We start from the raw sequence: 20,523 nt of genomic DNA on the forward strand, positions 1-20,523 counted from the left end.
GCTTTGCCCATATGCCGTGTGCTCGACGTGGTGTCAGACCTTAGACGGGCTTGCCCCACAAATCGTATTCTCCGGCCTCGTCCACTTCGACCGTGATGATGTCACCGGGCCTGAGGTTTTCGAACCCCTCATCGATGAACAGGTTGCCGTCGATCTCGGGCGCGTCTGCTTTCGTGCGGCAGGTGGCGGCCTCGTCATCGACCTCGTCCACGATCACCTCTAGCGTCTGTCCGACCTTTGCCCGCAACTTGGCCTCCGAGATCGCCTGTGCTTTTTCCATGAAACGATCCCAGCGTTCCTGCTTGATTTCGGCCGGAACGTGATCGGGCAGGTCATTTGACCGCGCGCCATCGACGTTTTCATACTGAAAACACCCGACCCGATCCAGTTGAGCCTCGTCCATCCAGTCCAGAAGGGTCTGGAATTCCGACTCCGTCTCACCCGGATAGCCGACGATAAAGGTCGACCGCAGGGTGATATCCGGGCAGATCGCGCGCCAGGCCTTGATTTCATCCAGCGTTCTGGCCGACGCGGCCGGGCGGGCCATGCGTTTAAGCACATCCGGGTGGGCGTGTTGAAACGGGATATCCAGATAAGGCAGCACGTTGCACCCGGCATCCGCCATCAGCGGAATCAGGTCCCGCACATGCGGATAGGGATACACATAGTGCAGCCGCACCCAGGCATCGAGCTGCCCCAGCTCGCGCGCCAGATCGGTGATATGGCTGCGCACTTCACCGTCTTTCCACGGGTTGATGTCGTATTTCCGGTCCAAGCCATAGGCCGAGGTGTCCTGCGAAATCACCAACAGCTCACGCACGCCATTTTGCACCAGCTTTTCCGCCTCGCGCAGAACCGCATGCGCCGGGCGGCTGGCCAGCTTTCCGCGCATGTCGGGGATGATGCAGAACTTGCACTTGTGGTTGCAGCCCTCGGAAATTTTCAGATAGCTGTAATGGCGCGGCGTCAACTGCACGCTGCTGGCGGGCAACAGGTCCACGAACGGATCAGGATCGGGGGGCACGGCGGCATGCACCGCATCCAGCACCTGCTCGTATTGGTGTGGGCCGGTGACAGCCATGATGCGGGGGTGATGTTCGCGAATGTAATCCGGCTCGGCCCCCAGACAGCCGGTCACGATGACCTTGCCGTTTTCCACCAGCGCCTCTCCGATCGCGTCCAGCGATTCCGCTTTGGCGCTGTCAAGGAACCCGCAGGTGTTCACGATGACGGCATCGGCTCCGGCATAATCCGGCGAAATGCCGTATCCTTCGGCACGCAGCCGGGTCAGAATGCGTTCACTGTCGACCAACGCCTTCGGGCAGCCCAACGACACCATGCCGATGGTCGGCTGGTTCGATTGGGGTGTCTCGGTGATCCGGGCAGAAGGGGCCAGGTCGGGGCGGAGGTTCGGCGGGTTTGTCGTCATGCGCGGCATATAGTCGGGAAAACTTGCCCTTGCAAATGTGATGCGTGATTTGAATGATCACGGCAATGACAAGCCAGAAGGCGGAGAGCAGAAAATGAAATGGCTGATGCGCATCCTGTTTATCGTTGTCGCCGTGATCGCGTTGATCATTGGCGCACTGTTGCTGATGCCGGGGGAAAAGCTTGCCGCGATTCTGGCCGAGCAGGTCAAGGCCCAGACCGGGCGTGATTTGACTCTGACCGGAGATGTGCGCATTTCCTTCTGGCCGGTGGTCGGGATGGAAACCGGGCCGGTGCGTTTCGGCAACGCAAGCTGGGCCGGACCGGAGCCGATGCTCAGCGCGGATAGCCTGGCCGTCGGAGTGGACGCTGCCGGGCTGTTGAACGGGGATCTGCGGATCAAACGAGTTTTTGCAGACAATCCCGTGTTGCGGTTGGAACGATCAGATGGGCGCGGCAATTGGGAATTGAGCGCCCCGACAACCGCGACAACTGCGGTCGCGACCGCGGGGGGCACGCCGGCTGAGCCCTCGGGGCAGGTCACGCTGGATCGGTTGGAGCTGACAAATGCACGGCTGATTTACGTGGAAAATGGTTCGACGCAGATGGATTTCTCGGACGTGACGCTATCTGCAAGCTGGCCCGAGGTGGCGGCCCCGTTGGTGATGGAGGCCGCCATGCCAGTGCCTGGAGGGGCGGTTCAGGTTGACCTGAAAATCCCGGACTTACCAGCATTTGCGGCGGGGTCAGTGACTGATCTGGAACTGGCTTTGACGGCCCCGGGCGGAGAGATCGGATTTGACGGGCGCGTCAATCTTGCGGGTGAAATGGATGGAACGACCAAGGTGGTGACGCGGGACACGGAAAGGATGCTTGCCGCCTTCGGTCAGGCTGGCACATCCGTACCGCCCGGATTGGGCAAGACCGCCGACATTTCAGCCCATATGACGTATACGCAGGACGGCCGGATTTCCATGCGGAACATGGTTGCGCAATTGGATGACAACCGGTTCGTGGGCGAGGCGGATATCACCATCTCGGACCCGCCGCGTATCGTGGCCCGTCTGGAAGCCGGTGATTTGGATCTGTCGCGGATTTCCGAAACCGCTTCTGCCTCAGGCGGTACGTCTCAGGCAAACGCTCCTGCACCTGAGGGGTGGTCGAAGGACCCTATCGACGCGTCTGCTCTGGCATTGGCGAACGGTAAGATCCGCCTGACGGCGAACTCGATCGCCGTGCCCGGGATGACGTTCGGCAAAAGCGATCTGACCCTGTCGCTGGATCGGTCGCGGGCCGTTCTGGAAATGCACCCGGCCACGCTGTTTGCGGGTCAGTTGCACGGTCAGGTGGTGGCCAACAACCGCAACGGCCTGTCTGTCGGCGGCAACGTGACCGCCACCGGGATCGATCTGAAACAGGCACTGACCACGATGGCCGGGGTCAAACGCCTGTCGGGAACCGCTGCGGGAGCGTTTGAGTTTCTGGGCGTCGGCCAGTCCGAGGATCAGATCATGCGGTCCCTCAGCGGCAAGGGAAACTTGGATGTCGGTCCCGGAGTGATTTCCGGGCTCGATCTGGACCGATTGATGGGGCAGGGCACCGGATCAGGCGGAACCACCGTGTTCAACAGCCTGACGGCCAGTTTCACCATCGACCAGGGCGTGTTGACGAACAGCGACCTGCTCATGTCACTGAAGAATTTCCGCGCAGATGGCACCGGTACAGTGGATCTGGGGGCTCGCAACATCGACTATCTGTTCACGCCCGTGGCGCTGCGTGCCAATTCCGGGCAGGGGATATCGGTTCCCGTTCACATCAAAGGCCCCTGGAGCGATCCGGCGATCAAGCCGGACCTGACCAAGGTGATCGAGGCGGCCGCGGATGTGAAGGTCAAGGAACTGGAAGACGACGCCAAACAGAAGGTTTTTGAAAAGGTCGGCAACGAATTGGATACGACGATCACCGACAGTGATCAGATCGAAGACGCCATCAAGAATAAACTTGAAGAAGAGGCAAAAAAAGGTCTGCTCAAATTATTCGGCGGCGACTGAGCAACCATCGTGCTTGGGGCATCGTGATATGCCCCAAGCAGTTGTGTTCAGATGGTTTGGTCGTAATCGCCGACACCGGGCTCGGTTCGGATGACGGCGTCAATGTCCGCGAAGATGGCGCGCATCTCAGCCTCGCTTTCGCTGCTTTCACAGACGACGACCAGATTGGGGGTATTGGACGAAGCCCGCACCAGGCCCCAGCTTCCGTTGTCCAGAATCACGCGTGCGCCGTTCACCGTGACCACTTCTTTGATTGCACGGCCAGCGAGTGTTTCGCCCGCATCTCCCTTGGCGACCAGCTTGTCGACCAGCCGCTGAAGGATATCATATTTCTCGGTATCGGCGGCGTGTGGTGACATCGTGGGGGTGGACCAGGTCTTGGGCAGGGCCTTGCGCAGGTCCGACATGCTCTTGCCCGGGTTGCGGTCCATTAGTTTGCAGATTTCTACTGCGACACGCATTCCACAGTCGTACCCACGCCCGATCGGTTCGGCCAAAAAGTAGTGGCCTGATTTTTCGAACCCTGCCAGTGCCCCGATTTCCTTGACGCGGCGCTTCATGTGGCTATGGCCGGTCTTCCAGTAATCGGCTTTGACGCCCAGGGCCTGCAATTCGGGGTCGCTGGCAAACAGACCGGTGGATTTCACATCCGCAACAAAGGTCGATCCGGGGTGAAGCTTGGCCAGATCACGCGCCATGATCACGCCAACCTTGTCGGCAAAGATCTCCTCACCCTCATCATCGACGACGCCGCAGCGGTCTCCGTCACCGTCAAACCCCAGCGCCAGGTCGGCACCGCTGGATTTCACCGTGGCGGCCATGTCGTGCAGCATCTCCATGGCTTCCGGGTTCGGGTTGTAGTTGGGGAAGGTATAGTCCAGCCGGTTATGGCTGGGCACGACTTCAACCCCGATCCGTTCGAAAATCTCGGGCGCAAAGGCCGAAGCCGTGCCGTTGCCTGTTGCGCAGACCACTTTCAGCGGGCGGGACATTTTGAAATCGCCGACCAGGTCGTCGATATAGGCCTCTTTGACGCCATCGACGAACTCGTACGAGCCGCCTTCGCGCGCGACGCCCTCGCCGTTCAGAACGATGTCACGCAGTTCCGACATCTCATCCGGGCCATGGGTCAGCGGGCGGTCAAAACCCATTTTGACCCCGGTCCAGCCGTTCGGGTTGTGGCTGGCGGTGACCATGGCCACTGCGGGCACATCCAGATGGAACTGCGCAAAATAGGCCATGGGGCTGAGCGCAGGGCCGATGTCTTTGACACGGATACCAGCCTGCATCAGGCCCAGCATCAGGGCATTTTTGATCGCCAATGAATAGTCACGATAGTCGTTTCCGACTGCGATCACAGGCTCGATCCCGCGCCTGTGCATCTGTGTGCCAAGCCCCAGCCCAAGCGCGGTCATTCCGGGCAGGTTGATCTCTTCAGGATATTTCCAACGGGCATCGTATTCACGGAACCCGGTGGGCGTGATCATCGCGTCGCGCAGAAAGTTCCAGCTGTTGGGTGTTACCTCGGTGAGGGGTTTGATCATAAGAAATCTCAATCGTTAAATCTGAATCGGATTCGCTTTAGCAAGCGCATCAAATCGCATCAATGTGTCAACAAGTAGGGGCATCTGGTCGAGCGGGATCATATTTGGCCCGTCCGATGGGGCCGAGTCCGGATCCTGATGGGTTTCAATGAACACGGCCCCAACACCCAGAGAAACCGCGGCGCGGGCCATCACGGGTGCAAATTCGCGTTGTCCGCCCGAAGACCCGCCCTTGCCTCCGGGTTGCTGCACGGAATGGGTGGCGTCCATCACCACCGGATACCCGGTTTTCGCCATTTGGGGCAGCGCACGCATATCGGCAATCAGCGTGTTGTAGCCAAATGAGGTGCCGCGTTCGGTCAGCAGGATATTCTGATTTCCGGTGCTTTCGATTTTGTCGACGATGTTGGTCATTTCCCAGGGTGCAAGGAATTGCCCCTTTTTCGCATTGACCGCTTTGCCGGTGTTCCCGGCCGCCAGCAGCATGTCGGTCTGACGGCACAGGAATGCCGGAATTTGCAGAACGTCCACCGCCTCGGCGGCGATGGCGCATTGCGCTTCGGTATGAACATCGGTCAGAACCGGGATACCCATCGTTTTGCGGATGTCATCCAGTACCTTCAGCCCCGCATCGATGCCCATGCCACGCTTGCCCGACAGGGATGTCCGGTTCGCCTTGTCATAAGACGCCTTGAAGACGTATTGCGCCCCGGCTGCGTCGCAGGCTTCTTTCATTTTGCCCGCAATCATCTGCGCATGGTCTGCCGTTTCAAGCTGGCATGGTCCAGCTATGATGGTCAGCGGAAGGTCGTTGCCGACTGTCAGGTCGGAGATTTTAACATGTTTCATGAGTTTTATGAGGATACCTGTTCACGAAGGACCGACGCGGTAAGCGAGATCATCAGGTAGATACCAGCAAACAACAGGAATGCCAAAATCGTATTTTCGAACTTGCGCGGATAACTGGGTTCCTGACTGGGAACGGGGTTGACCGAGACGGTCAGATAGCGCACCTGCCGGTTGGCTTCGGACCGGGTCGCTTCCATTTGCTGCATTGCCGTTTGCAGCATCATGTCACGCGCCGCCAGGTCCGCCTGCGCGATCTGGATACGCACGCTCAGCCGCGCCAGCGAGTTTTCGCCGTCCGAGGCATCCTGCATCTCGGCATTCAGTTCTCTCAGAACCTTTTCCAGGCGGGCGATATCTGCCTTGACGCCATCAACCTTTGCCTTGTTTGGGCGCAGGTTGTCCTGAAGCGCGGCGAGCTCAAGCTCTTTGTCCTGAACCAGTATTTCGATTTCGTTGATGCGGGCACGCAGGCTGGCAATGACGTTTTCGGGGTCAAGAACCGCGCCCTGAAGCTGAAGCTCGATCAACTCTTCCTGAGCCTGCCTGCGCGCTTCCTGCGCCGCTTCGAAACTTTGCAGCGCGTCGCGCATCTGGTCTTCGCGTTTTTTTCCGGACAAGGCGTTTACCCTGTCTTCGGCATAAGAAATCAGGCGTTCGGAAAACTCGGTCGATGTCTGCGCGTCGGGGGCGGCAACCTCCATCCGAATGACCCCTTCGGTCGGGTCATAGCCGATGGTGATCATGCGTTTGAACAGTTTATAGGCGTCTTCAAGCGAGGCGTCCGGCGCCAGCCTTTGAATCGGGTCGATCCACTCCTGCTTGAAGACATCGGAAAACCCGGCATCGCGGTCCAGCAACAGCAAAGCTTCTTTCGATTCCAGAAAGGACTGAACCGAGATCGAATCCTGCGTGGTGGCGAATTGCGTGCCGGCAAGCAGACCGCCGATATTGCCCGGTCCGCCATCCGCTTGCAGGATCAGGAATTCGGAATCGCTGGCATACATCGGCGTGGCGATGCGATAGAAATAGAAGCCGACAATGAAGGTCGGCAGGAACACAAAAGCCGCCAGACGCGCAAACAGCCCAAACAATTTACGCTTGCGACGGCGGGCGATGTCCTTTTGGATTTGGCCAATTTCAAAATTGCGCCGTTCAGCCGGGCTGAGCTCGGGCCCGGGCAGGTTCGTTTTCTCGGCGCCCATGGCCTGCGGCAGTTGAACGTTGATCCTGTCCTTGGGTTTGTCACCCCCGTCCGACGGCCTTGCGGCGGCAAGGTCCAGAAGATTGGTGCGCTGGAAGGGGTCGATGCCCTTTTTACGCAGCAATCGCACCGCGTCATAGTCCGACGTTGCGGCCAGACCGTGTTTCTGCGCCAGACGTCGTGCGATACGCAATTGACGGCCCGTCAGACCTTCGCGCTTGATGTCATCCAGCTGCGTCCCGGGCTGTGCTTCGCCGGCGGCCTCGGGGCCTTGCGTCGCGTTGCGAATACGCGAGATGGCGTCCGATCGCGCCTCGGCCGAGCTTTCCGTCTGGCGTCTGCGGCGCCAGTTGTATTTTCTAACCTTGGGTTTCGTAGTCATACAGCTGCTTTGCCTCTTCCAAGGAGTCAAACATATACAATTGCCCGTCCAGAAGTACGGCCGCTTTCTGGGCGAATTTCTCCAACACGGACGGGCTGTGCGATACGATCACCAAAGTCGTCGTGCGCAACCTTTCCTTCAGGATCGCCCCTGCCTTTTCGTTGAATTCGACATCTGTTGTCGCCGGCATCCCTTCGTCGATGAGATACATGTCAAAGTCCAGCGCCAGCATCAAAGAAAAGGTGAAACGCGCCCTCATCCCAGAGGAGTAGGTGGCAAGGGGCTGGTCGAAATATTCGCCCAGACCGCAGAGCCATTTGCAATAGGCCTCGATATAGTCGGGGTCCATGCCGTAGATCTTGGCGATGTAGCGCGCGTTCTCAAGCGCTGACAGTTTTCCCGACACGCCACCAGTGAACCCCATGGGAAAAGATACCCGGCATTCGCGGCGGACCACGCCTTCGTCGGGTTTCTCCAGGCCGGCCATCATGTTGATCAACGTGGTTTTTCCGGTTCCGTTCGGGGCCAGAACGCCCAGTGAGGTACCCAGTTCGACCCGAAACGAGACGCGATCCAGAATCACCTTGCGGCGCGTTCCGGTCCAGAAGGATTTGCTGACGTTGTCGAATTCTAGCATTCGGGGTCTGCTGCTCGTTTCGTTCGTGTTGTCGCACTTGCGGGCGGCCAGAAAGGGTATTTTTTACCGTCCCATGTTGGCTACATTATGTCGAATTATGAAACAAATGATCAATGCGGTCCGGTTGCGCGCATGAATGTCTGATTGGGTGCAGCAAAGGTTATCGGTCACTTGGTGCCGCGTCAGGTCGTTATTATCTGTTTTGGCAGCCAACAACAGACCGGATGGGCAGGGGCCTTCAGGATCAGATGAACGCGTTACGTCAGGAAATCCGCGCCTGCCGCTTGTGTGCCGACAGGTTCGCGCAAACAGAAACCGCACACGAGCCGCGCCCGGTGGTCTGGTTCCGCCCCGGAACACCGATCCTTGTCGCGGGGCAGGCACCGGGCGCCCGTGTGCACGAGTCGGGGCGGCCCTTCACCGACCCGTCCGGCGACAGGCTTCGGCACTGGCTGGGGATTGGTGAGTCGGTTTTTTACGATCGCGACCGTGTTTCGATCGTACCGATGGCGTTCTGCTTTCCTGGGTATGATGCGCGCAATGCTGATCTTCCGCCACCTGCGATTTGCCGCAAGACCTGGCACGACCGGGTGATGCAGGACCTGGGGCGTGTGCCGCTGACCGTGTTGGTCGGAGGTCATGCACACAAGTTTCATCTTGGCGCGCGCGGGTCGGTGACGGACACCGTTCGCAACTGGCGGGACCATGCGCCGCGGGTCTTTGCCTTGCCTCACCCGTCCTGGCGCAATACGGCATGGTTGAAGAAAAACCCGTGGTTCGAGGCTGAACTGCTGCCTGTTTTGCGTACACGGGTCCAAGAGGTGCTGAATGACTGAATCCACGGCGTTGGACACTGCGCATGCCGCGATGCAGGCGGACCCGACAAGTGATGCCGCCCGTCTGCGTTTCTTTGAACGGCTTGCCGATAGCGAGCTGTTTCTGATGCTGACCGAAGAAGCGCGGGACGAAAATATCTCGCCCGAATTGTTCGATGTGGCTGACGGGCGCTTTGTTCTGGCTTTTGATCGTGAGGACCGGCTGGCGCAGTTTGCCGGGCGGCCCGTGCCTTATGTGGCGCTGTCGGGGCGGGTGCTTTCGGGGATGCTGTCGGGGCAGGGCATCGGGCTTGGTCTGAACCTGGAGACTGCGCCATCTTCCATGCTGGTCCCGGCGGAAGCCCTGGAATGGTTGGCTGAAACGTTGCAACACAGCCCGCAAGAGGTCGAGGAAGAGCTTGCCGAGTTTTTGCCCCCTGCCGGTCTGCCGCAGAACCTGCTGACCGCGCTGGATGCGAAACTGGCGACGGCGGGCGGACTTGCCAGCGCAGCCTATCTGGTTGCCACCAAGTCCAAATCGGGCGCGCAGGGCCATCTGTTGGGATTTGTCGATGCGATCGAGGGGGCCGAGCCCGCTTTGGCCAAGGCCGCGTCCGAGGCGCTGACCTTTTCCGGGATCGAGGCAGGCGCGATGGATGTCGGGTTTTTCACCGCAAGCGAGGCCACCGCCGCGCTTCTGGCCAAGGTGGGCCTTCGGTTTGATTTGCCCCAGCCGCAAATTGCCGAAACGGTCCGCGAAGCCCCCGGCAGCAATCCGGACAACCCACCCATTCTGAAATAACCATCCAAACGCGAACACGCGGCGCAAGCTGCACCGCGTGTCGTTGCGCCTGGGATATGTTTATTCCGCCGCCGCTTCCAACTTATCCTGCGTGCGGGTTTCGAAATCGCTGGCGTCGTGACGTTCGTGAAGCTGCGTGTGCGGCTCGCCAAACGCGCGGTTGACCATGCGGCCGCGCTGAACCGCAGGGCGCGCGTCGATAGCCTTGGCCCATCGCATGACGTTCCTGTAGGATTCCACGTCCAAGAACTCTGCCGCGCTGTAAAGGCGGCCCAGAACCAACTGGCCATACCAGGGCCAAATCGCCATGTCGGCGATTGAATAGTCTTCGCCCGCGATGAAGGTTTTTTCCGCCAGTTCACGATCCAGAACATCCAGTTGGCGCTTGGTCTCCATGGCGAAACGGTTGATCGGGTATTCCCATTTCTCGGGTGCATAGGCGTAGAAATGCCCGAACCCACCGCCCAGATACGGCGCGCTGCCCATCTGCCAGAACACCCAGTTCATCACCTCGGTCCGCTCGGGGCCGGATGCCGGCAGAAACGCGCCGAACTTTTCGGCCAGATGGAACAGGATCGAGGCGCTTTCAAAAACACGAACAGGTTTGTCTCCCGACCGATCCCAAAGCGCGGGGATTTTCGAGTTCGGGTTGGCCTCGACAAAGCCCGAGCTGAATTGATCGCCGTCTCCGATGTTGATCAGCCAGGCGTTGTATTCAGCGCCTTCATGACCAAGTGCCAACAGCTCTTCCAGCATCACCGTGACTTTCACGCCATTGGGTGTCGCGAGCGAGTACAGCTGAAGAGGATGCCGTCCGACCGGCAGGTCCTTGTCATGGGTCGCTCCGGCGATCGGTCGGTTGATGTTGGCGAATTGTCCGCCACTTTTACTGTCCCAGGTCCAGACCGTTGGAGGGGTATACGAGGATTGGTCGCTCATCACTTGCCTTTCTTGCCTATGTCAGGGCTGCCATACAGCTAATATTGCAAACCGCCGAGTCCAACCCTACTCAACTGGCGTATTCTGTAACAATCCGCCGCCAAACTCTCACGTTTTCTCGTGTCGGGTCACAGCGGCGTTAGGGGGACTACGCACCGCTTGGGAATCGCATATTGTCCTGTCAGACCTGCCGCAAGGCATCACGGACTTAGTTGACCCGAAAAGGATAGACGACATGAAACGCTTTGCATTGACACTCGCTGCGGCCATAGCTCTGGCGGTTCCGGCTTTTGCCGGCCCTCAATATATCGACGGCACAGGTTTTGCTGTTTCGGGTTATGATGTCGTTGCCTATCGCAGCCTGGATCAGATGCCAGTTGGCCAGTCGCAGCCCGAAGGTGTGCGTGGAAATACCAACATCACCGCCGAGTACAACGGTGCGACCTGGGCATTTGCGACCGAGGAAAACCGCGACAAATTCCTTGAAAACCCAGCATACTACGCGCCGCAATATGATGGGCACTGCGCTTACGGCGTGTCGCGTGGTGGCAAGGTTCCTGCAAATCCAAACCTGTGGCGGATCGTGGATGACAAGCTGTATCTCAACATCACCGACGTGGTTGTCGGATTTTTCGAGGAAGACATTCCAGGCAATATCAATCTTGCCGAAGGCAACTGGCCCGGTATCGAACCAAGCGACGCCTCGACCAATGTGATCCCGAAATTCACGTCGGAAGGCCCGGTTTCAAACTGATCCGGCATCAAAAGAACCAAGCCCGGCTGGTCAAGCCGGGCTGAGGCCGTTACCCCGCAAGCCAGAATTGATCCCGAATATCCTGATCGGCATCAAACCTGATCCGTACACTTTTGGCCCCCGGAAACTTCCGTTCGCGGATCGTATCGGGGATGATGACTTCTCCGGCGCCGGTATCTTTTGACTGGAAGCTCAGAATTTCAGCCTCGGTGTGACGCGCGTTGGTCAGGACGGTCGTTGGCAAGGCCACGCGATTTGCCCCATGATGCACGGGCGTGGTGACAAAATAGGTCAGATGCCGCCCGTAACACCCGACCGCGTCGGGAACGTGATCCGAGACACATGCGTCAGATGTGTCCTGAGTATCGGCTTCATCGTGCATTTGCGGCAACCTCTGGTCGGGATTCAGAATCGCCTTGCAGGCGGCGATATCTTCCAGCGGAAGTTCGATGATGCGCTTTTTCAAACGGGGGCGGCGCGGTTGCGGAGGGCCGGAACTGGCACCACCTTTTGTAACCAACCCTTCCTTGCGCAGAAAATCATAAGCCGCTTTGGCGCGCGAAAAACCGGAACTGTCCCCATCCGTATGATCGGGATGTGAATGGAATGCGATCTGCCTCCAGGCGTCCCTGATCTCTTGGGAACCGGCGCAGGGACTCAACCCCAGATCCGCCAACGCATCCGCGCGCGCCCGCACTTTATCGACAGGTTCCATACTCAAAACACTCTTTACAAACTACACAGAACCAGTGTGGTCACAGTCATAGTTTTGTCAAATTTCAGGGATGATTTGCCGGGCTGGGGACAACAATCGCGATGCTGAGATTCAATTGTCCCTCAAAGGCACCGTTTTACGGGCGGGGTTGTGAAACAGTACACATCTTCTGAAACGACAAACGCCCGGGCGTAAACGTAACCCGGGCGAATCATTGAGTTTTTTGAAAGTCAGGCGACGTTTTCCAACTCAACGCTCGGTGTAATGCCCAGTGCAAAGCAGACATCGCGCGTCAGTTCGGGACGGTTCAGGGTATAAAAGTGCAGCTTGTCCACGCCGCCTTCGATCAGGTCTGAACACAGCTCTGTGCAGATTGCCGTGGCCAACAGATCCTCACGCTCGTCGCGCACCGCCTTTTCAAACGCCTGTTCGACCCACAGGGGAATATGCGTGCCACAGCGCTTGGCGAAGTTGCGAGCACCTGCCCAGTTCTCGATCGGCAAGATGCCAGGCACGATCGGTTTGTCGATACCGGCCTTGGCGCAAGCATCGCGGAACCGAAAAAAGGTTTCGGCTTCGAAGAAGAACTGTGTCAGCGCTTCGTCTGCGCCTGCGTCCAGCTTGGCCTTCAGCCAGTCCACATCCGCAGCCATGTTTGCAGCCTCGGGATGGGTGTCGGGATAGGCCCCGACACGGATGCTGAACATTTCGGTTTCGGCCAGAGCCTCGATCAGTTCGACTGAACTGGAAAACCCGTCGGGGTGCGGCACAAACTTGTCCTGACCCTTTGGCGGGTCGCCGCGCAGGGCGACGATGTCCTGCACGCCGGCGCGGGCAAAGGTGTCTGCGATCTCCAGCGTTTCCTGCCGCGAAGCATCGACACAGGTCAGATGAGCGGCCACGTTCAGGCCCGATGACTTGTGCAGGGTCGAAACCGCGTCGCGTGTCAGTTCACGCGTCGTGCCACCAGCGCCGTAGGTGACGGAAACAAAGCGGGGATCCAAAGGGGCCAATGTCTGGACCGTGTCCCAAAGGCGGAAAGAGGCTTCCAGAGTTTTGGGCGGAAAGAACTCGAAGGAAATTTCAGGTTTGGACATCGTGGCCTCACTGGATCAACTGAGCCTCTTGTGCCATGGCAAGCATTGTGAAACAAACTCATATTACTCAACAACAACATGAATGCTGTTTGAAATGCATATTGAATTCCGGCACCTGCGCACCATCAAGGCGATCCATGAATGCGGCGGGCTGGCCCGCGCCGCGGATCAGTTGAACATCACCCAGTCCGCATTGAGCCATCAAATCAAAGGGTTGGAGGATCAGGCTGGGGTCGAGCTGTTTCTGCGCCGCTCCAAACCCATGAAACTGTCGGCTGCCGGTTTGCGCCTGTTGCGATTGGCCGAGCAAATTCTGCCGCAGGTCGAAGCCGCCCAAAATGAATTTTCTTCGCTGCGGGACGGGCGCACGGGGCGGATGCACATAGCCATTGAATGCCACGCCTGTTTCGAATGGCTGTTCCCGGTGCTCGAATCTTTCAGGAAGTCCTGGGGCGACGTGGATGTCGATATCCGCCCCGGTCTGGCCTTCGACGCGCTTCCGGCCTTGCAGAAGGAAGAGGTCGATCTGGTGGTCTCGTCCGATCCCGAAGACCTGCCGGGCGTCGAATTTGTCGAACTTTTCGATTATTACGCGGTGTTTGTGGCCGCTTCGACCCATCCCCTGGCCAAGAAAGACTATATCGAGGCCGAGGATTTTCGCGGCCAGACCCTGATCACCTATCCGGTGGAACGCACGCGTCTGGATGTGTTCAGCCAGCTGTTGATCCCGGCGCGGGTTGAGCCTGCCACGATCCGGCAGGTGGAACTAACCGCCGTCATCCTTCTGCTGGTCGCATCGAACCGGGGCATTTCAGTGCTGCCGGATTGGGTCGTGCGCGAGGTCAAATACAACTCGGACTACGTCACCAGACCCTTGACGAAAGAGGGCATTACACGGCGTCTCTATGCCGCGGTCCGGTCGGAAGATCTGGAGAAACCCTTTGTGCAGGAACTGGTGAAACTGGCCCGGGAAGAAGCGCGCAAGCTGCAATCCCAGTAACGGCGTTTCCTGCGGGTCTGTTATGCGCATCATTCCTCTTGGCAAGGGCGCATTGCGGCAGTATACGCGCGGTTTGACCGGACAGGAGCCTTTTGACAATGGTTGGCAGCGCAAATCTCAACATCATGATCAAGGCCGCGCGCAAGGCGGGGCGTTCTTTGGTCAAGGATTTCCGTGAAGTCGAGAATCTGCAGGTGTCGATGAAAGGTGCCGGTGATTTCGTTTCGAAGGCCGACATCGCCGCCGAAGCCATCCTGAAAGAAGAGCTGCTGGGCGCACGGCCGACCTATGGCTGGCTGGCCGAAGAGGGCGGCTCCATCGATGGCGAGGATCCGACCCGCCGCTGGATCGTCGATCCGCTGGACGGCACCACCAATTTCCTGCACGGCCTGCCGCATTGGGCGATTTCCATAGCCCTGGAACACAAGGGCAAGATCGTTGCCGGCGTGATCTATGACGCCGCCAAGGACGAGATGTTCTTTGCTGAAAAGGGTGAGGGCGCCTGGATGAACGACACCCGTATTCGCGTGTCGGGTCGTCATCGCATGATTGAATCGGTCTTCGCGACCGGCCTGCCCTTTGGTGGCCGCTCGGATCTGCCAGCAACCCTACAGGATCTGGCGCGTCTGATGCCTGCCTGCGCCGGCGTGCGTCGTTGGGGCGCCGCCGCGCTGGATATGGCATATGTGGCCGCAGGCCGGTACGAAGGCTTTTGGGAACGCCGCCTGAATGCGTGGGATCTGGCCGCCGGTGTGATCATCGTCAAAGAGGCTGGCGGCTTCGTGCAGGCGCTGAACCCTGAAGGCAACGTGCTGGAAGATGGTGAAGTGATCTGTTCAAACGAACCGATCTTCGATCAGTTCGCAAAGGTGATCCGGGGCTAGGCGCCCTTTGAACCGGCTTTAGCGGCGCGGAACGCGCGGAATGCGGGATTGTGACAGCTTGTACTTCGCCTCCGGGTGGGGCGGGTGGCCATGGGTGCGATCCCAGAACTGAATTCCGCCGCGTCTCAGCCACAGCGGTATGCACAGGATCAGGCCAACGGCAAACCCCCCGGTATGGGCCCAATAGGCGATGCCGCCTTCGTCCGGATTGCTGGTGACGCTGCCAAAGAACTGTATCGCCAGCCAGACGCCCAGCATGATGAAGGCGGGAATGGTAAAGACCCTGAAATAGACGATCAGGATCAGCAGGATATCCACCCGTGCTTTCGGGAACAGCAACAGATACCCGCCCATCACGCCCGCAATCGCGCCCGAGGCCCCAACAGTGGGAACTTGGGACTCGGGCCCGGTGATGACGTGAATCAGGCCCGCGCCGATTCCGGCCGCCATGTAAAACAGCAGGAAGGGCAGATGGCCCATCTCGTCTTCCAGATTGTCACCGAAGATCCACAGAAACAGCATGTTGCCCGCCAAGTGCATCCAGCCCCCGTGCAGGAACATGGATGTCACGAGGGTTTCCAGCCCGAACCCGTCGCTGACCCGCGCCGGAATAATGGCGTAGTCGAAAAACAGCCTGCCGATCCGCGGCCCATCATCCATGATCCCCACATAGCTGAGGAAGATCAGGATATTGGCCGCCAGCAAGGCATAGACAACATAAGGTGTGCGCCCCGAGGGGTTATGGTCGCGGATCGGAAACATGCCGTGACGCTGGGCTTTTGTGCGCCCAGCGTCAAGGCAAGCTTATGCCGCACCTCCCAACAACGCGGCGTTTCCGCCCGCCGCGGTCGTGTCCACGCAGACATGGCGTTCACCCAGAACACGCGCGCGGTCGGGCTTGCCGGGTATAAGCGGCAGAATCGGGCCGTCGCGGCGCGCCAGATGCTGTTCGATCAGCCGCGCTGTTTCGTCGTCTCCCCACCACAACACGCCCGAAATGCCGGTCAGGTTTTCCAACCGGTGCAGGTCAAGCATCCCGGTCGCCTGAATGGCGGTGCCACCCAGCGCATATACAGCATCGGCCTGCGCACGCGCTGCGGCTTCTCCGGGTCCCAAGCACAAAAGAGGCGGACGGGGATACTCGCTCAGGCGGTTCGATTCACCGGTCGGGCCGGGCAGGGACCGGGTTTTGACCGGCGCAGGTTGACCTTGCGCCGCAGGCAGATCAGCCACGGCGCCCCATGTATCCGCCGTGCTTTGACGGTCGGGTGCACAGAACCGGATCATGTAGTTCGGCCCGCCCGCCTTGGGGCCCGTGCCTGACAATCCTTCGCCACCAAAGGGCTGAGACCCGACGATGGCGCCGATCTGGTTGCGGTTGACATAGATGTTGCCCGCATGGATCGCCTCGGTCACATGCTGCACGCGGTCGTCGATGCGGGTGTGCAGGCCGAAGGTCAGGCCGTATCCGGTGGCGTTGATATCGGCGATGATCTTGTTGATCTCTTGCGACTTGAACCGGGCGACGTGCAGCACCGGGCCGAACACCTCGCGTTCCAGCGCGGCGATGCCAGGGATTTCGATCAGTGTCGGCGCAACAAAGATACCTTCGGGCGGCAACGGAAGCTCTTTCAGCACCCGCCCTTCGTGGCGCGCCCTGGTCACATGCTCGACGATGCCCTGACGGGCCTGTTCGTCGATCACCGGTCCGCAATCCGTCGACAAAAGCCAGGGGTCGCCGACCGACAGCGCATCCATCGCCCCTTTGAGCATGGTCAGAACGTCATCGGCGATGTCTTCCTGCAAATACAGGCAGCGCAGGGCGGAACATCGCTGGCCCGCCGACTGAAAGGCGCTTTCGATGATCGATTGCACGGCCTGTTCAGGAAGGGCGGTGCTGTCGACGATCATCGCATTCAGACCGCCGGTTTCCGCGATCAGCGGCGTTCCGGGGCGCATGGATCCGGCCATCGCCGCACGGATTTTCAGCGCGGTGGCCGTTGACCCTGTGAAGGCCACGCCCGAGATGTGCGGATCCGACGTCAGCGCCGCACCTACGGCGGGCCCACCCGGCAGCAGTTGCAGCACATCGCGCGGCACCCCCGCCTCGTGCAGCAGCTGCACGGCACGATGTGCGATCAGGGGCGTCTGGGGCGCAGGCTTGGCCAGAACCGCGTTTCCGGTGGCCAGCGCCGCAGAGATCTGCCCAGAGAAAATCGCCAGCGGGAAGTTCCACGGGCTGATGCAGGTGAAAATCCCTGCGGGTTCGGCATCGGGCATGTTGGCTGCATAGTAACGCAGGAAATCCACCGCCTCGCGCAGTTCGGCCACCGCATCGGGCAGCGACTTCCCGGCCTCACGCGCCAGCAGGGCAAACAACTCGCCATAATGGGCTTCGTAAAGATCGGCTGCGGCATTGAGGATGCGGGCGCGTTCGGCGGCTGGGGCATCCCAGGGGTTGGCCGAGGCCAGTGCCATTTCCACATCCGCCGCGCTGGCTGGGGCCACCGCGCCGGGCCTGTCCTGCGGCCGTGCCGGATTGATCACCGGCTCATCCGCATCGGGTTTGGCCGCGTCGGCCAGCAAGGGTTGCGCATACCAGTGATGGGCGCGGAACTGATCCCGTGCCGCATCAATCTGATCCAGGGTTGGTGTGTGATGCAGGTCAAAACCCCTGGAATTCGGTCTTTCAGGCTGGAACAATTCCGGCCCGGTCGGCAGTGCGGGCGGAGGGGTCCGGATCGCAACAAACGGATCGGCGGCGACCACTTCCGGTGGCACATCCTCGTCCACAATCTGGTTGACGAAGGATGAATTCGCACCGTTCTCCAACAAGCGCCGAACCAGATAAGCCAGCAAGTCGCGATGCGCCCCCACAGGTGCATAGATGCGGCACCGGGTGTTCTGCTTGTCCATCACGATCTGATGCAAGGTCTCGCCCATGCCGTGCAGGCGCTGAAACTCGAACGGTTGATCCTTGGCCATGTGAAGGATGGCGCTGACCGTGTGCGCGTTGTGCGTGGCAAATTGCGGATAGATCCGATCGGTCATGCCCAGCAGTTTGTGTGCATTGGCGATATAGGAGACGTCGGTTGCCGCCTTGTGCGTGAAGACGGGAAAGCCATCCACCCCCTCGACCTGCGCGCGTTTGATCTCGGTATCCCAATAGGCGCCTTTGACCAATCGCACCATAATCTGGCGATCGTGACGTTCGGCCATGCCATGCAGCGTATCCAGGACCAGGCCTGCGCGCGGGCCATAGGCCTGAACCACTATGCCAAACCCGTGCCAGCCCGCAAGGGCCGGGTCGGACATCACCGCCTCTATCACCTGCAACGACAGCGACAGGCGATCCGCCTCTTCTGCATCGACGTTCAGGCCCATTCCGGCCGCCTTGGCCAGTAGGGCCAGCGCCCGCAGCCGCGGCACCAGCTCGTCCATCACACGCTGTTCCTGTGCCAGCTCATAACGGGGATGCAGGGCGGACAGTTTTACCGAAATACCCGGATTGGCGCGGATGTCGTCATGGGTGCAGGCCTCGGCAATGGCCGAGATGGCGCGGGAATAGGACAGGTGATAGCGCGCCGCGTCCGCTTCGGTTCGGGCTGCTTCGCCCAGCATGTCGTAGGAATAGGTATAGCCTTTCTCCTCCATCCCGCGTGCGCGGTCCATGGCGGACTGAATGGTTTCCCCCAGAACGAACTGCCGGCCCATCTCTTTCATCGCGCGGGCCACGGCAGTGCGGATCACCGGCTCGCCCAGCCGCTTGATCGCACCGCGCAGCGCCCCGACCGGAGACGCCTTGCCCTCGTCCAGCACCTTTCCGGTCAACATCAGCGCCCATGTCGAGGCGTTCACCAGCGAGGACGAGGATTGCCCCAGATGCTTGCCCCAATCGGAGGGCGCGATCTTGTCTTCAATCAGCGCATCAATTGTGTCGGCATCCGGCACGCGCAGCAACGCTTCGGCCAGACACATCAGGGCGATGCCTTCGTCGGTGGATAGGCCATATTCGGCCAGAAACACCTCCATCAACCCCGGAGAAGTGCTGGACCGGATGTCGCGCACAAGCTGCGCAGCCGCGGCGCCAATGGCGCTGCGATCCGTGTCCGTCAGGCTGGCCTGAGAGATCAGTGTCTCAAGAACAGCCGACTGATCGGCATAGGTGGAAGTATCGATGAGGGTGCGCAGGCTGTGTGACATATGTCCTCCGGTCTTTGCGATAATATAATGCGGAAAAATCAGGACAACGGACTGAGTTTGATATAATTGAAGGAGAATGATCTGAATTTTTGGCAGCAGACAGTTCAAATGAGTTTTCCTGATCTTGATCGGTTTGACCGGTCGATTCTAAGAATTCTGGCCGAGGACGGCCGTATCTCGGTGGCCGATCTTGCGCGCGAGATCGGGCTGTCGAAATCTCCGACGCAGGCGCGGCTCAAACGGCTGGAAGCGAGCGGAGTGATCACGGGCTATCGGGCGATGCTGGATCCGATCCGGCTGGGGCTGGATCACGTCGCGTTTGTCGAGGTGCGTTTGACCGATACCCGCGAAAAGGCGCTGGCCGAGTTCAACGCAGCCGTCCGCAAAACCGCCGAGGTCGAGCAGGCGCATATGATCGCGTCCAATTTTGACTATCTTCTGAAAGTGCGCACCGCCACGATGTCGGAATACCGCCGTGTATTGGCCGAGAAGATCTCGTCTCTGCCGCATGTCGCCAATACCTCAACTTTTGTTGCGATGGAGGCCGTGAAGGAAACCGGTATGCTGGGCGGTTTTGAACATCAGCCTTGACGCGGCGGAATTATGGCCCACCCTTGTTTCGTGATGCGAACCTGTGCTGCAACGTTTTTACTGATCACGTGTTCATGCTCGGCCATGGCCGAGACATGCCCCACGGCTCCGGATCATATCGAAGGTGTGGATGCGCTGATCAAGCAGGTCCAAAAGGCGCAATCGCAAAGCGATGCCCGGGCCATCTCGAATCAAATGTGGGAACTTTGGACAGACGCGCCGGATGCCCGGTCGCAGACCCTGCTGGATCGGGGAATGGCGCGACGAGAGGCGTGGGATTTGTCGGGCGCATTGGACGATTTCAACCAACTTGTCGAATATTGCCCGGATTACGCCGAAGGCTACAATCAGCGGGCTTTCGTAAACTATCTGAGGCAGGATTTTGACGCGGCATTGCGCGACCTGAATGTCACGATCGAAATGTCGCCAAACCATATCGGTGCGCTGAGTGGGCGGGCTTTGTCCCTGTTGGGGTTGAGACGCCTGGAAGACGCGCGCGCAGCACTGTCCGAGGCGCTTGAGCTCAACCCGTGGCTGTCCGAGCGGGCCTTGTTGGAGCCAGGCGGCCTTCTGGAGCCGCCCGGAGAAGATATCTGACAGCCGGATCGGGCAAGTTTGGAAACCGGTCGCA

Annotated in this window: 18 protein-coding genes; 8 read left to right on the forward strand and 10 right to left on the reverse strand. The window is 59.6% G+C overall.

What is annotated here, in order from left to right; all coding sequences use genetic code 11:
- Positions 1–40: 40 nt before the first annotated feature.
- Positions 41–1,429 (reverse strand): 30S ribosomal protein S12 methylthiotransferase RimO, encoded by a 1,389-nt coding sequence (gene rimO, locus GS612_RS02225; protein WP_171638945.1) that lies wholly within the window; start codon positions 1,427–1,429, stop codon positions 41–43.
- Between the two features lie 40 nt (positions 1,430–1,469).
- On the opposite strand from rimO, the gene GS612_RS02230 reads away from it, so the two are divergent.
- Positions 1,470–3,479, forward strand: a complete 2,010-nt coding sequence (locus GS612_RS02230) for an AsmA family protein (protein WP_253286089.1) — start codon at positions 1,470–1,472, stop codon at positions 3,477–3,479.
- A 47-nt stretch (positions 3,480–3,526) separates the two neighbouring features.
- Here the strand turns inward: GS612_RS02230 and GS612_RS02235 are convergent, their stop codons facing one another.
- From GS612_RS02235 to GS612_RS02250, 4 genes are read right to left on the reverse strand one after another with little or no spacing between them, the layout of a single operon-like run.
- On the reverse strand, positions 3,527–5,023 hold the full coding sequence (locus GS612_RS02235; protein WP_171638946.1) for a phosphomannomutase/phosphoglucomutase: 1,497 nt from the start codon (positions 5,021–5,023) through the stop codon (positions 3,527–3,529).
- A gap of 15 nt (positions 5,024–5,038) precedes the next feature.
- Complete coding sequence (kdsA, locus tag GS612_RS02240; protein ID WP_171638947.1) at positions 5,039–5,872, reverse strand: 3-deoxy-8-phosphooctulonate synthase; 834 nt, start codon at positions 5,870–5,872, stop codon at positions 5,039–5,041.
- 5 nt (positions 5,873–5,877) lie between these two features.
- A complete protein-coding gene (locus GS612_RS02245) occupies positions 5,878–7,455 on the reverse strand; it encodes a capsule biosynthesis protein (protein WP_171638948.1) in 1,578 nt (525 codons plus the stop codon).
- Positions 7,433–8,092 (reverse strand): ABC transporter ATP-binding protein, encoded by a 660-nt coding sequence (locus GS612_RS02250; protein ID WP_152458943.1) that lies wholly within the window; start codon positions 8,090–8,092, stop codon positions 7,433–7,435. The genes GS612_RS02245 and GS612_RS02250 overlap by 23 nt, the downstream gene beginning before the upstream one ends.
- A gap of 224 nt (positions 8,093–8,316) precedes the next feature.
- On the opposite strand from GS612_RS02250, the gene GS612_RS02255 reads away from it, so the two are divergent.
- Together GS612_RS02255 and GS612_RS02260 are read left to right on the forward strand one after the other, a co-directional pair.
- On the forward strand, positions 8,317–8,928 hold the full coding sequence (locus tag GS612_RS02255; RefSeq protein WP_253283471.1) for a uracil-DNA glycosylase family protein: 612 nt from the start codon (positions 8,317–8,319) through the stop codon (positions 8,926–8,928).
- Positions 8,921–9,709 (forward strand): SseB family protein, encoded by a 789-nt coding sequence (locus tag GS612_RS02260; protein WP_171638949.1) that lies wholly within the window; start codon positions 8,921–8,923, stop codon positions 9,707–9,709. Before GS612_RS02255 ends, GS612_RS02260 begins: the two co-directional genes overlap by 8 nt.
- A 60-nt stretch (positions 9,710–9,769) precedes the next feature.
- Here GS612_RS02260 and yghU read toward each other — a convergent pair whose 3' ends face one another.
- Positions 9,770–10,648 carry a glutathione-dependent disulfide-bond oxidoreductase gene (gene yghU, locus GS612_RS02265; RefSeq protein ID WP_171638950.1) on the reverse strand — a complete coding sequence of 293 codons (879 nt, stop codon included), beginning with the start codon at positions 10,646–10,648 and terminating at the stop codon, positions 9,770–9,772.
- Between the two features lie 235 nt (positions 10,649–10,883).
- Here yghU and GS612_RS02270 point away from each other — a divergent pair, with 235 nt between their 5' ends.
- Entirely contained in the window at positions 10,884–11,402 is a 519-nt protein-coding gene (locus tag GS612_RS02270) for a YHS domain-containing (seleno)protein (protein WP_171638951.1), read from the forward strand.
- A 49-nt stretch (positions 11,403–11,451) separates the two neighbouring features.
- On the opposite strand, the gene GS612_RS02275 is transcribed toward GS612_RS02270, so the two are convergent.
- On the reverse strand, positions 11,452–12,117 hold the full coding sequence (locus GS612_RS02275; protein WP_152458939.1) for a J domain-containing protein: 666 nt from the start codon (positions 12,115–12,117) through the stop codon (positions 11,452–11,454).
- 230 nt (positions 12,118–12,347) lie between these two features.
- Positions 12,348–13,214 (reverse strand): methylenetetrahydrofolate reductase [NAD(P)H], encoded by an 867-nt coding sequence (metF, locus tag GS612_RS02280; protein WP_171232846.1) that lies wholly within the window; start codon positions 13,212–13,214, stop codon positions 12,348–12,350.
- A 94-nt stretch (positions 13,215–13,308) separates the two neighbouring features.
- Here metF and GS612_RS02285 point away from each other — a divergent pair, with 94 nt between their 5' ends.
- Together GS612_RS02285 and GS612_RS02290 are read left to right on the forward strand one after the other, a co-directional pair.
- A complete protein-coding gene (locus tag GS612_RS02285; protein ID WP_171639918.1) occupies positions 13,309–14,214 on the forward strand; it encodes a LysR family transcriptional regulator in 906 nt (301 codons plus the stop codon).
- A gap of 98 nt (positions 14,215–14,312) precedes the next feature.
- On the forward strand, positions 14,313–15,098 hold the full coding sequence (locus tag GS612_RS02290) for an inositol monophosphatase family protein (protein ID WP_171118687.1): 786 nt from the start codon (positions 14,313–14,315) through the stop codon (positions 15,096–15,098).
- 18 nt (positions 15,099–15,116) lie between these two features.
- Here the strand turns inward: GS612_RS02290 and GS612_RS02295 are convergent, their stop codons facing one another.
- Entirely contained in the window at positions 15,117–15,860 is a 744-nt protein-coding gene (locus GS612_RS02295) for a rhomboid family intramembrane serine protease (protein WP_171638952.1), read from the reverse strand.
- A gap of 42 nt (positions 15,861–15,902) precedes the next feature.
- Positions 15,903–19,301, reverse strand: coding sequence for a bifunctional proline dehydrogenase/L-glutamate gamma-semialdehyde dehydrogenase PutA (gene putA / locus GS612_RS02300; RefSeq protein ID WP_171638953.1), 3,399 nt, complete (start codon positions 19,299–19,301; stop codon positions 15,903–15,905).
- A gap of 108 nt (positions 19,302–19,409) precedes the next feature.
- Between putA and GS612_RS02305 the strand changes: the two genes are divergently transcribed.
- Together GS612_RS02305 and GS612_RS02310 are read left to right on the forward strand one after the other, a co-directional pair.
- The gene (locus tag GS612_RS02305; protein ID WP_152458934.1) at positions 19,410–19,892 is read left to right on the forward strand and encodes an Lrp/AsnC family transcriptional regulator; all 483 of its coding nucleotides are present in this window, start codon (positions 19,410–19,412) and stop codon (positions 19,890–19,892) included.
- Positions 19,893–19,976: 84 nt separating this feature from the next.
- Positions 19,977–20,489, forward strand: a complete 513-nt coding sequence (locus GS612_RS02310) for a hypothetical protein (RefSeq protein WP_371809266.1) — start codon at positions 19,977–19,979, stop codon at positions 20,487–20,489.
- Positions 20,490–20,523 lie beyond the last annotated feature (34 nt).

Origin of the sequence: Ruegeria sp. HKCCD6157, assembly GCF_013110685.1 — a bacterium.
Lineage (GTDB): Bacteria > Pseudomonadota > Alphaproteobacteria > Rhodobacterales > Rhodobacteraceae > Ruegeria.

Bases quoted from the DNA above. Each gene is read 5' to 3' on its own strand.
- GS612_RS02230 (WP_253286089.1), top strand. From the start codon at position 1,470: ATGCGTGATTTGAATGATCACGGCAATGACAAGCCAGAAGGCGGAGAG.
- GS612_RS02270 (WP_171638951.1), top strand. From the start codon at position 10,884: ATGAAACGCTTTGCATTGACACTCGCTGCGGCCATAGCTCTGGCGGTT.
- GS612_RS02285 (WP_171639918.1), top strand. From the start codon at position 13,309: ATGCATATTGAATTCCGGCACCTGCGCACCATCAAGGCGATCCATGAA.
- GS612_RS02275 (WP_152458939.1), bottom strand. From the start codon at position 12,117: ATGGAACCTGTCGATAAAGTGCGGGCGCGCGCGGATGCGTTGGCGGAT.
- GS612_RS02245 (WP_171638948.1), bottom strand. From the start codon at position 7,455: ATGACTACGAAACCCAAGGTTAGAAAATACAACTGGCGCCGCAGACGC.
- yghU (WP_171638950.1), bottom strand. From the start codon at position 10,648: ATGAGCGACCAATCCTCGTATACCCCTCCAACGGTCTGGACCTGGGAC.
- metF (WP_171232846.1), bottom strand. From the start codon at position 13,214: ATGTCCAAACCTGAAATTTCCTTCGAGTTCTTTCCGCCCAAAACTCTG.
- putA (WP_171638953.1), bottom strand. From the start codon at position 19,301: ATGTCACACAGCCTGCGCACCCTCATCGATACTTCCACCTATGCCGAT.
- kdsA (WP_171638947.1), bottom strand. From the start codon at position 5,872: ATGAAACATGTTAAAATCTCCGACCTGACAGTCGGCAACGACCTTCCG.
- GS612_RS02290 (WP_171118687.1), top strand. From the start codon at position 14,313: ATGGTTGGCAGCGCAAATCTCAACATCATGATCAAGGCCGCGCGCAAG.
- rimO (WP_171638945.1), bottom strand. From the start codon at position 1,429: ATGACGACAAACCCGCCGAACCTCCGCCCCGACCTGGCCCCTTCTGCC.
- GS612_RS02295 (WP_171638952.1), bottom strand. From the start codon at position 15,860: ATGTTTCCGATCCGCGACCATAACCCCTCGGGGCGCACACCTTATGTT.
- GS612_RS02310 (WP_371809266.1), top strand. From the start codon at position 19,977: ATGGCCGAGACATGCCCCACGGCTCCGGATCATATCGAAGGTGTGGAT.
- GS612_RS02250 (WP_152458943.1), bottom strand. From the start codon at position 8,092: ATGCTAGAATTCGACAACGTCAGCAAATCCTTCTGGACCGGAACGCGC.
- GS612_RS02260 (WP_171638949.1), top strand. From the start codon at position 8,921: ATGACTGAATCCACGGCGTTGGACACTGCGCATGCCGCGATGCAGGCG.
- GS612_RS02255 (WP_253283471.1), top strand. From the start codon at position 8,317: ATGGGCAGGGGCCTTCAGGATCAGATGAACGCGTTACGTCAGGAAATC.
- GS612_RS02235 (WP_171638946.1), bottom strand. From the start codon at position 5,023: ATGATCAAACCCCTCACCGAGGTAACACCCAACAGCTGGAACTTTCTG.
- GS612_RS02305 (WP_152458934.1), top strand. From the start codon at position 19,410: ATGAGTTTTCCTGATCTTGATCGGTTTGACCGGTCGATTCTAAGAATT.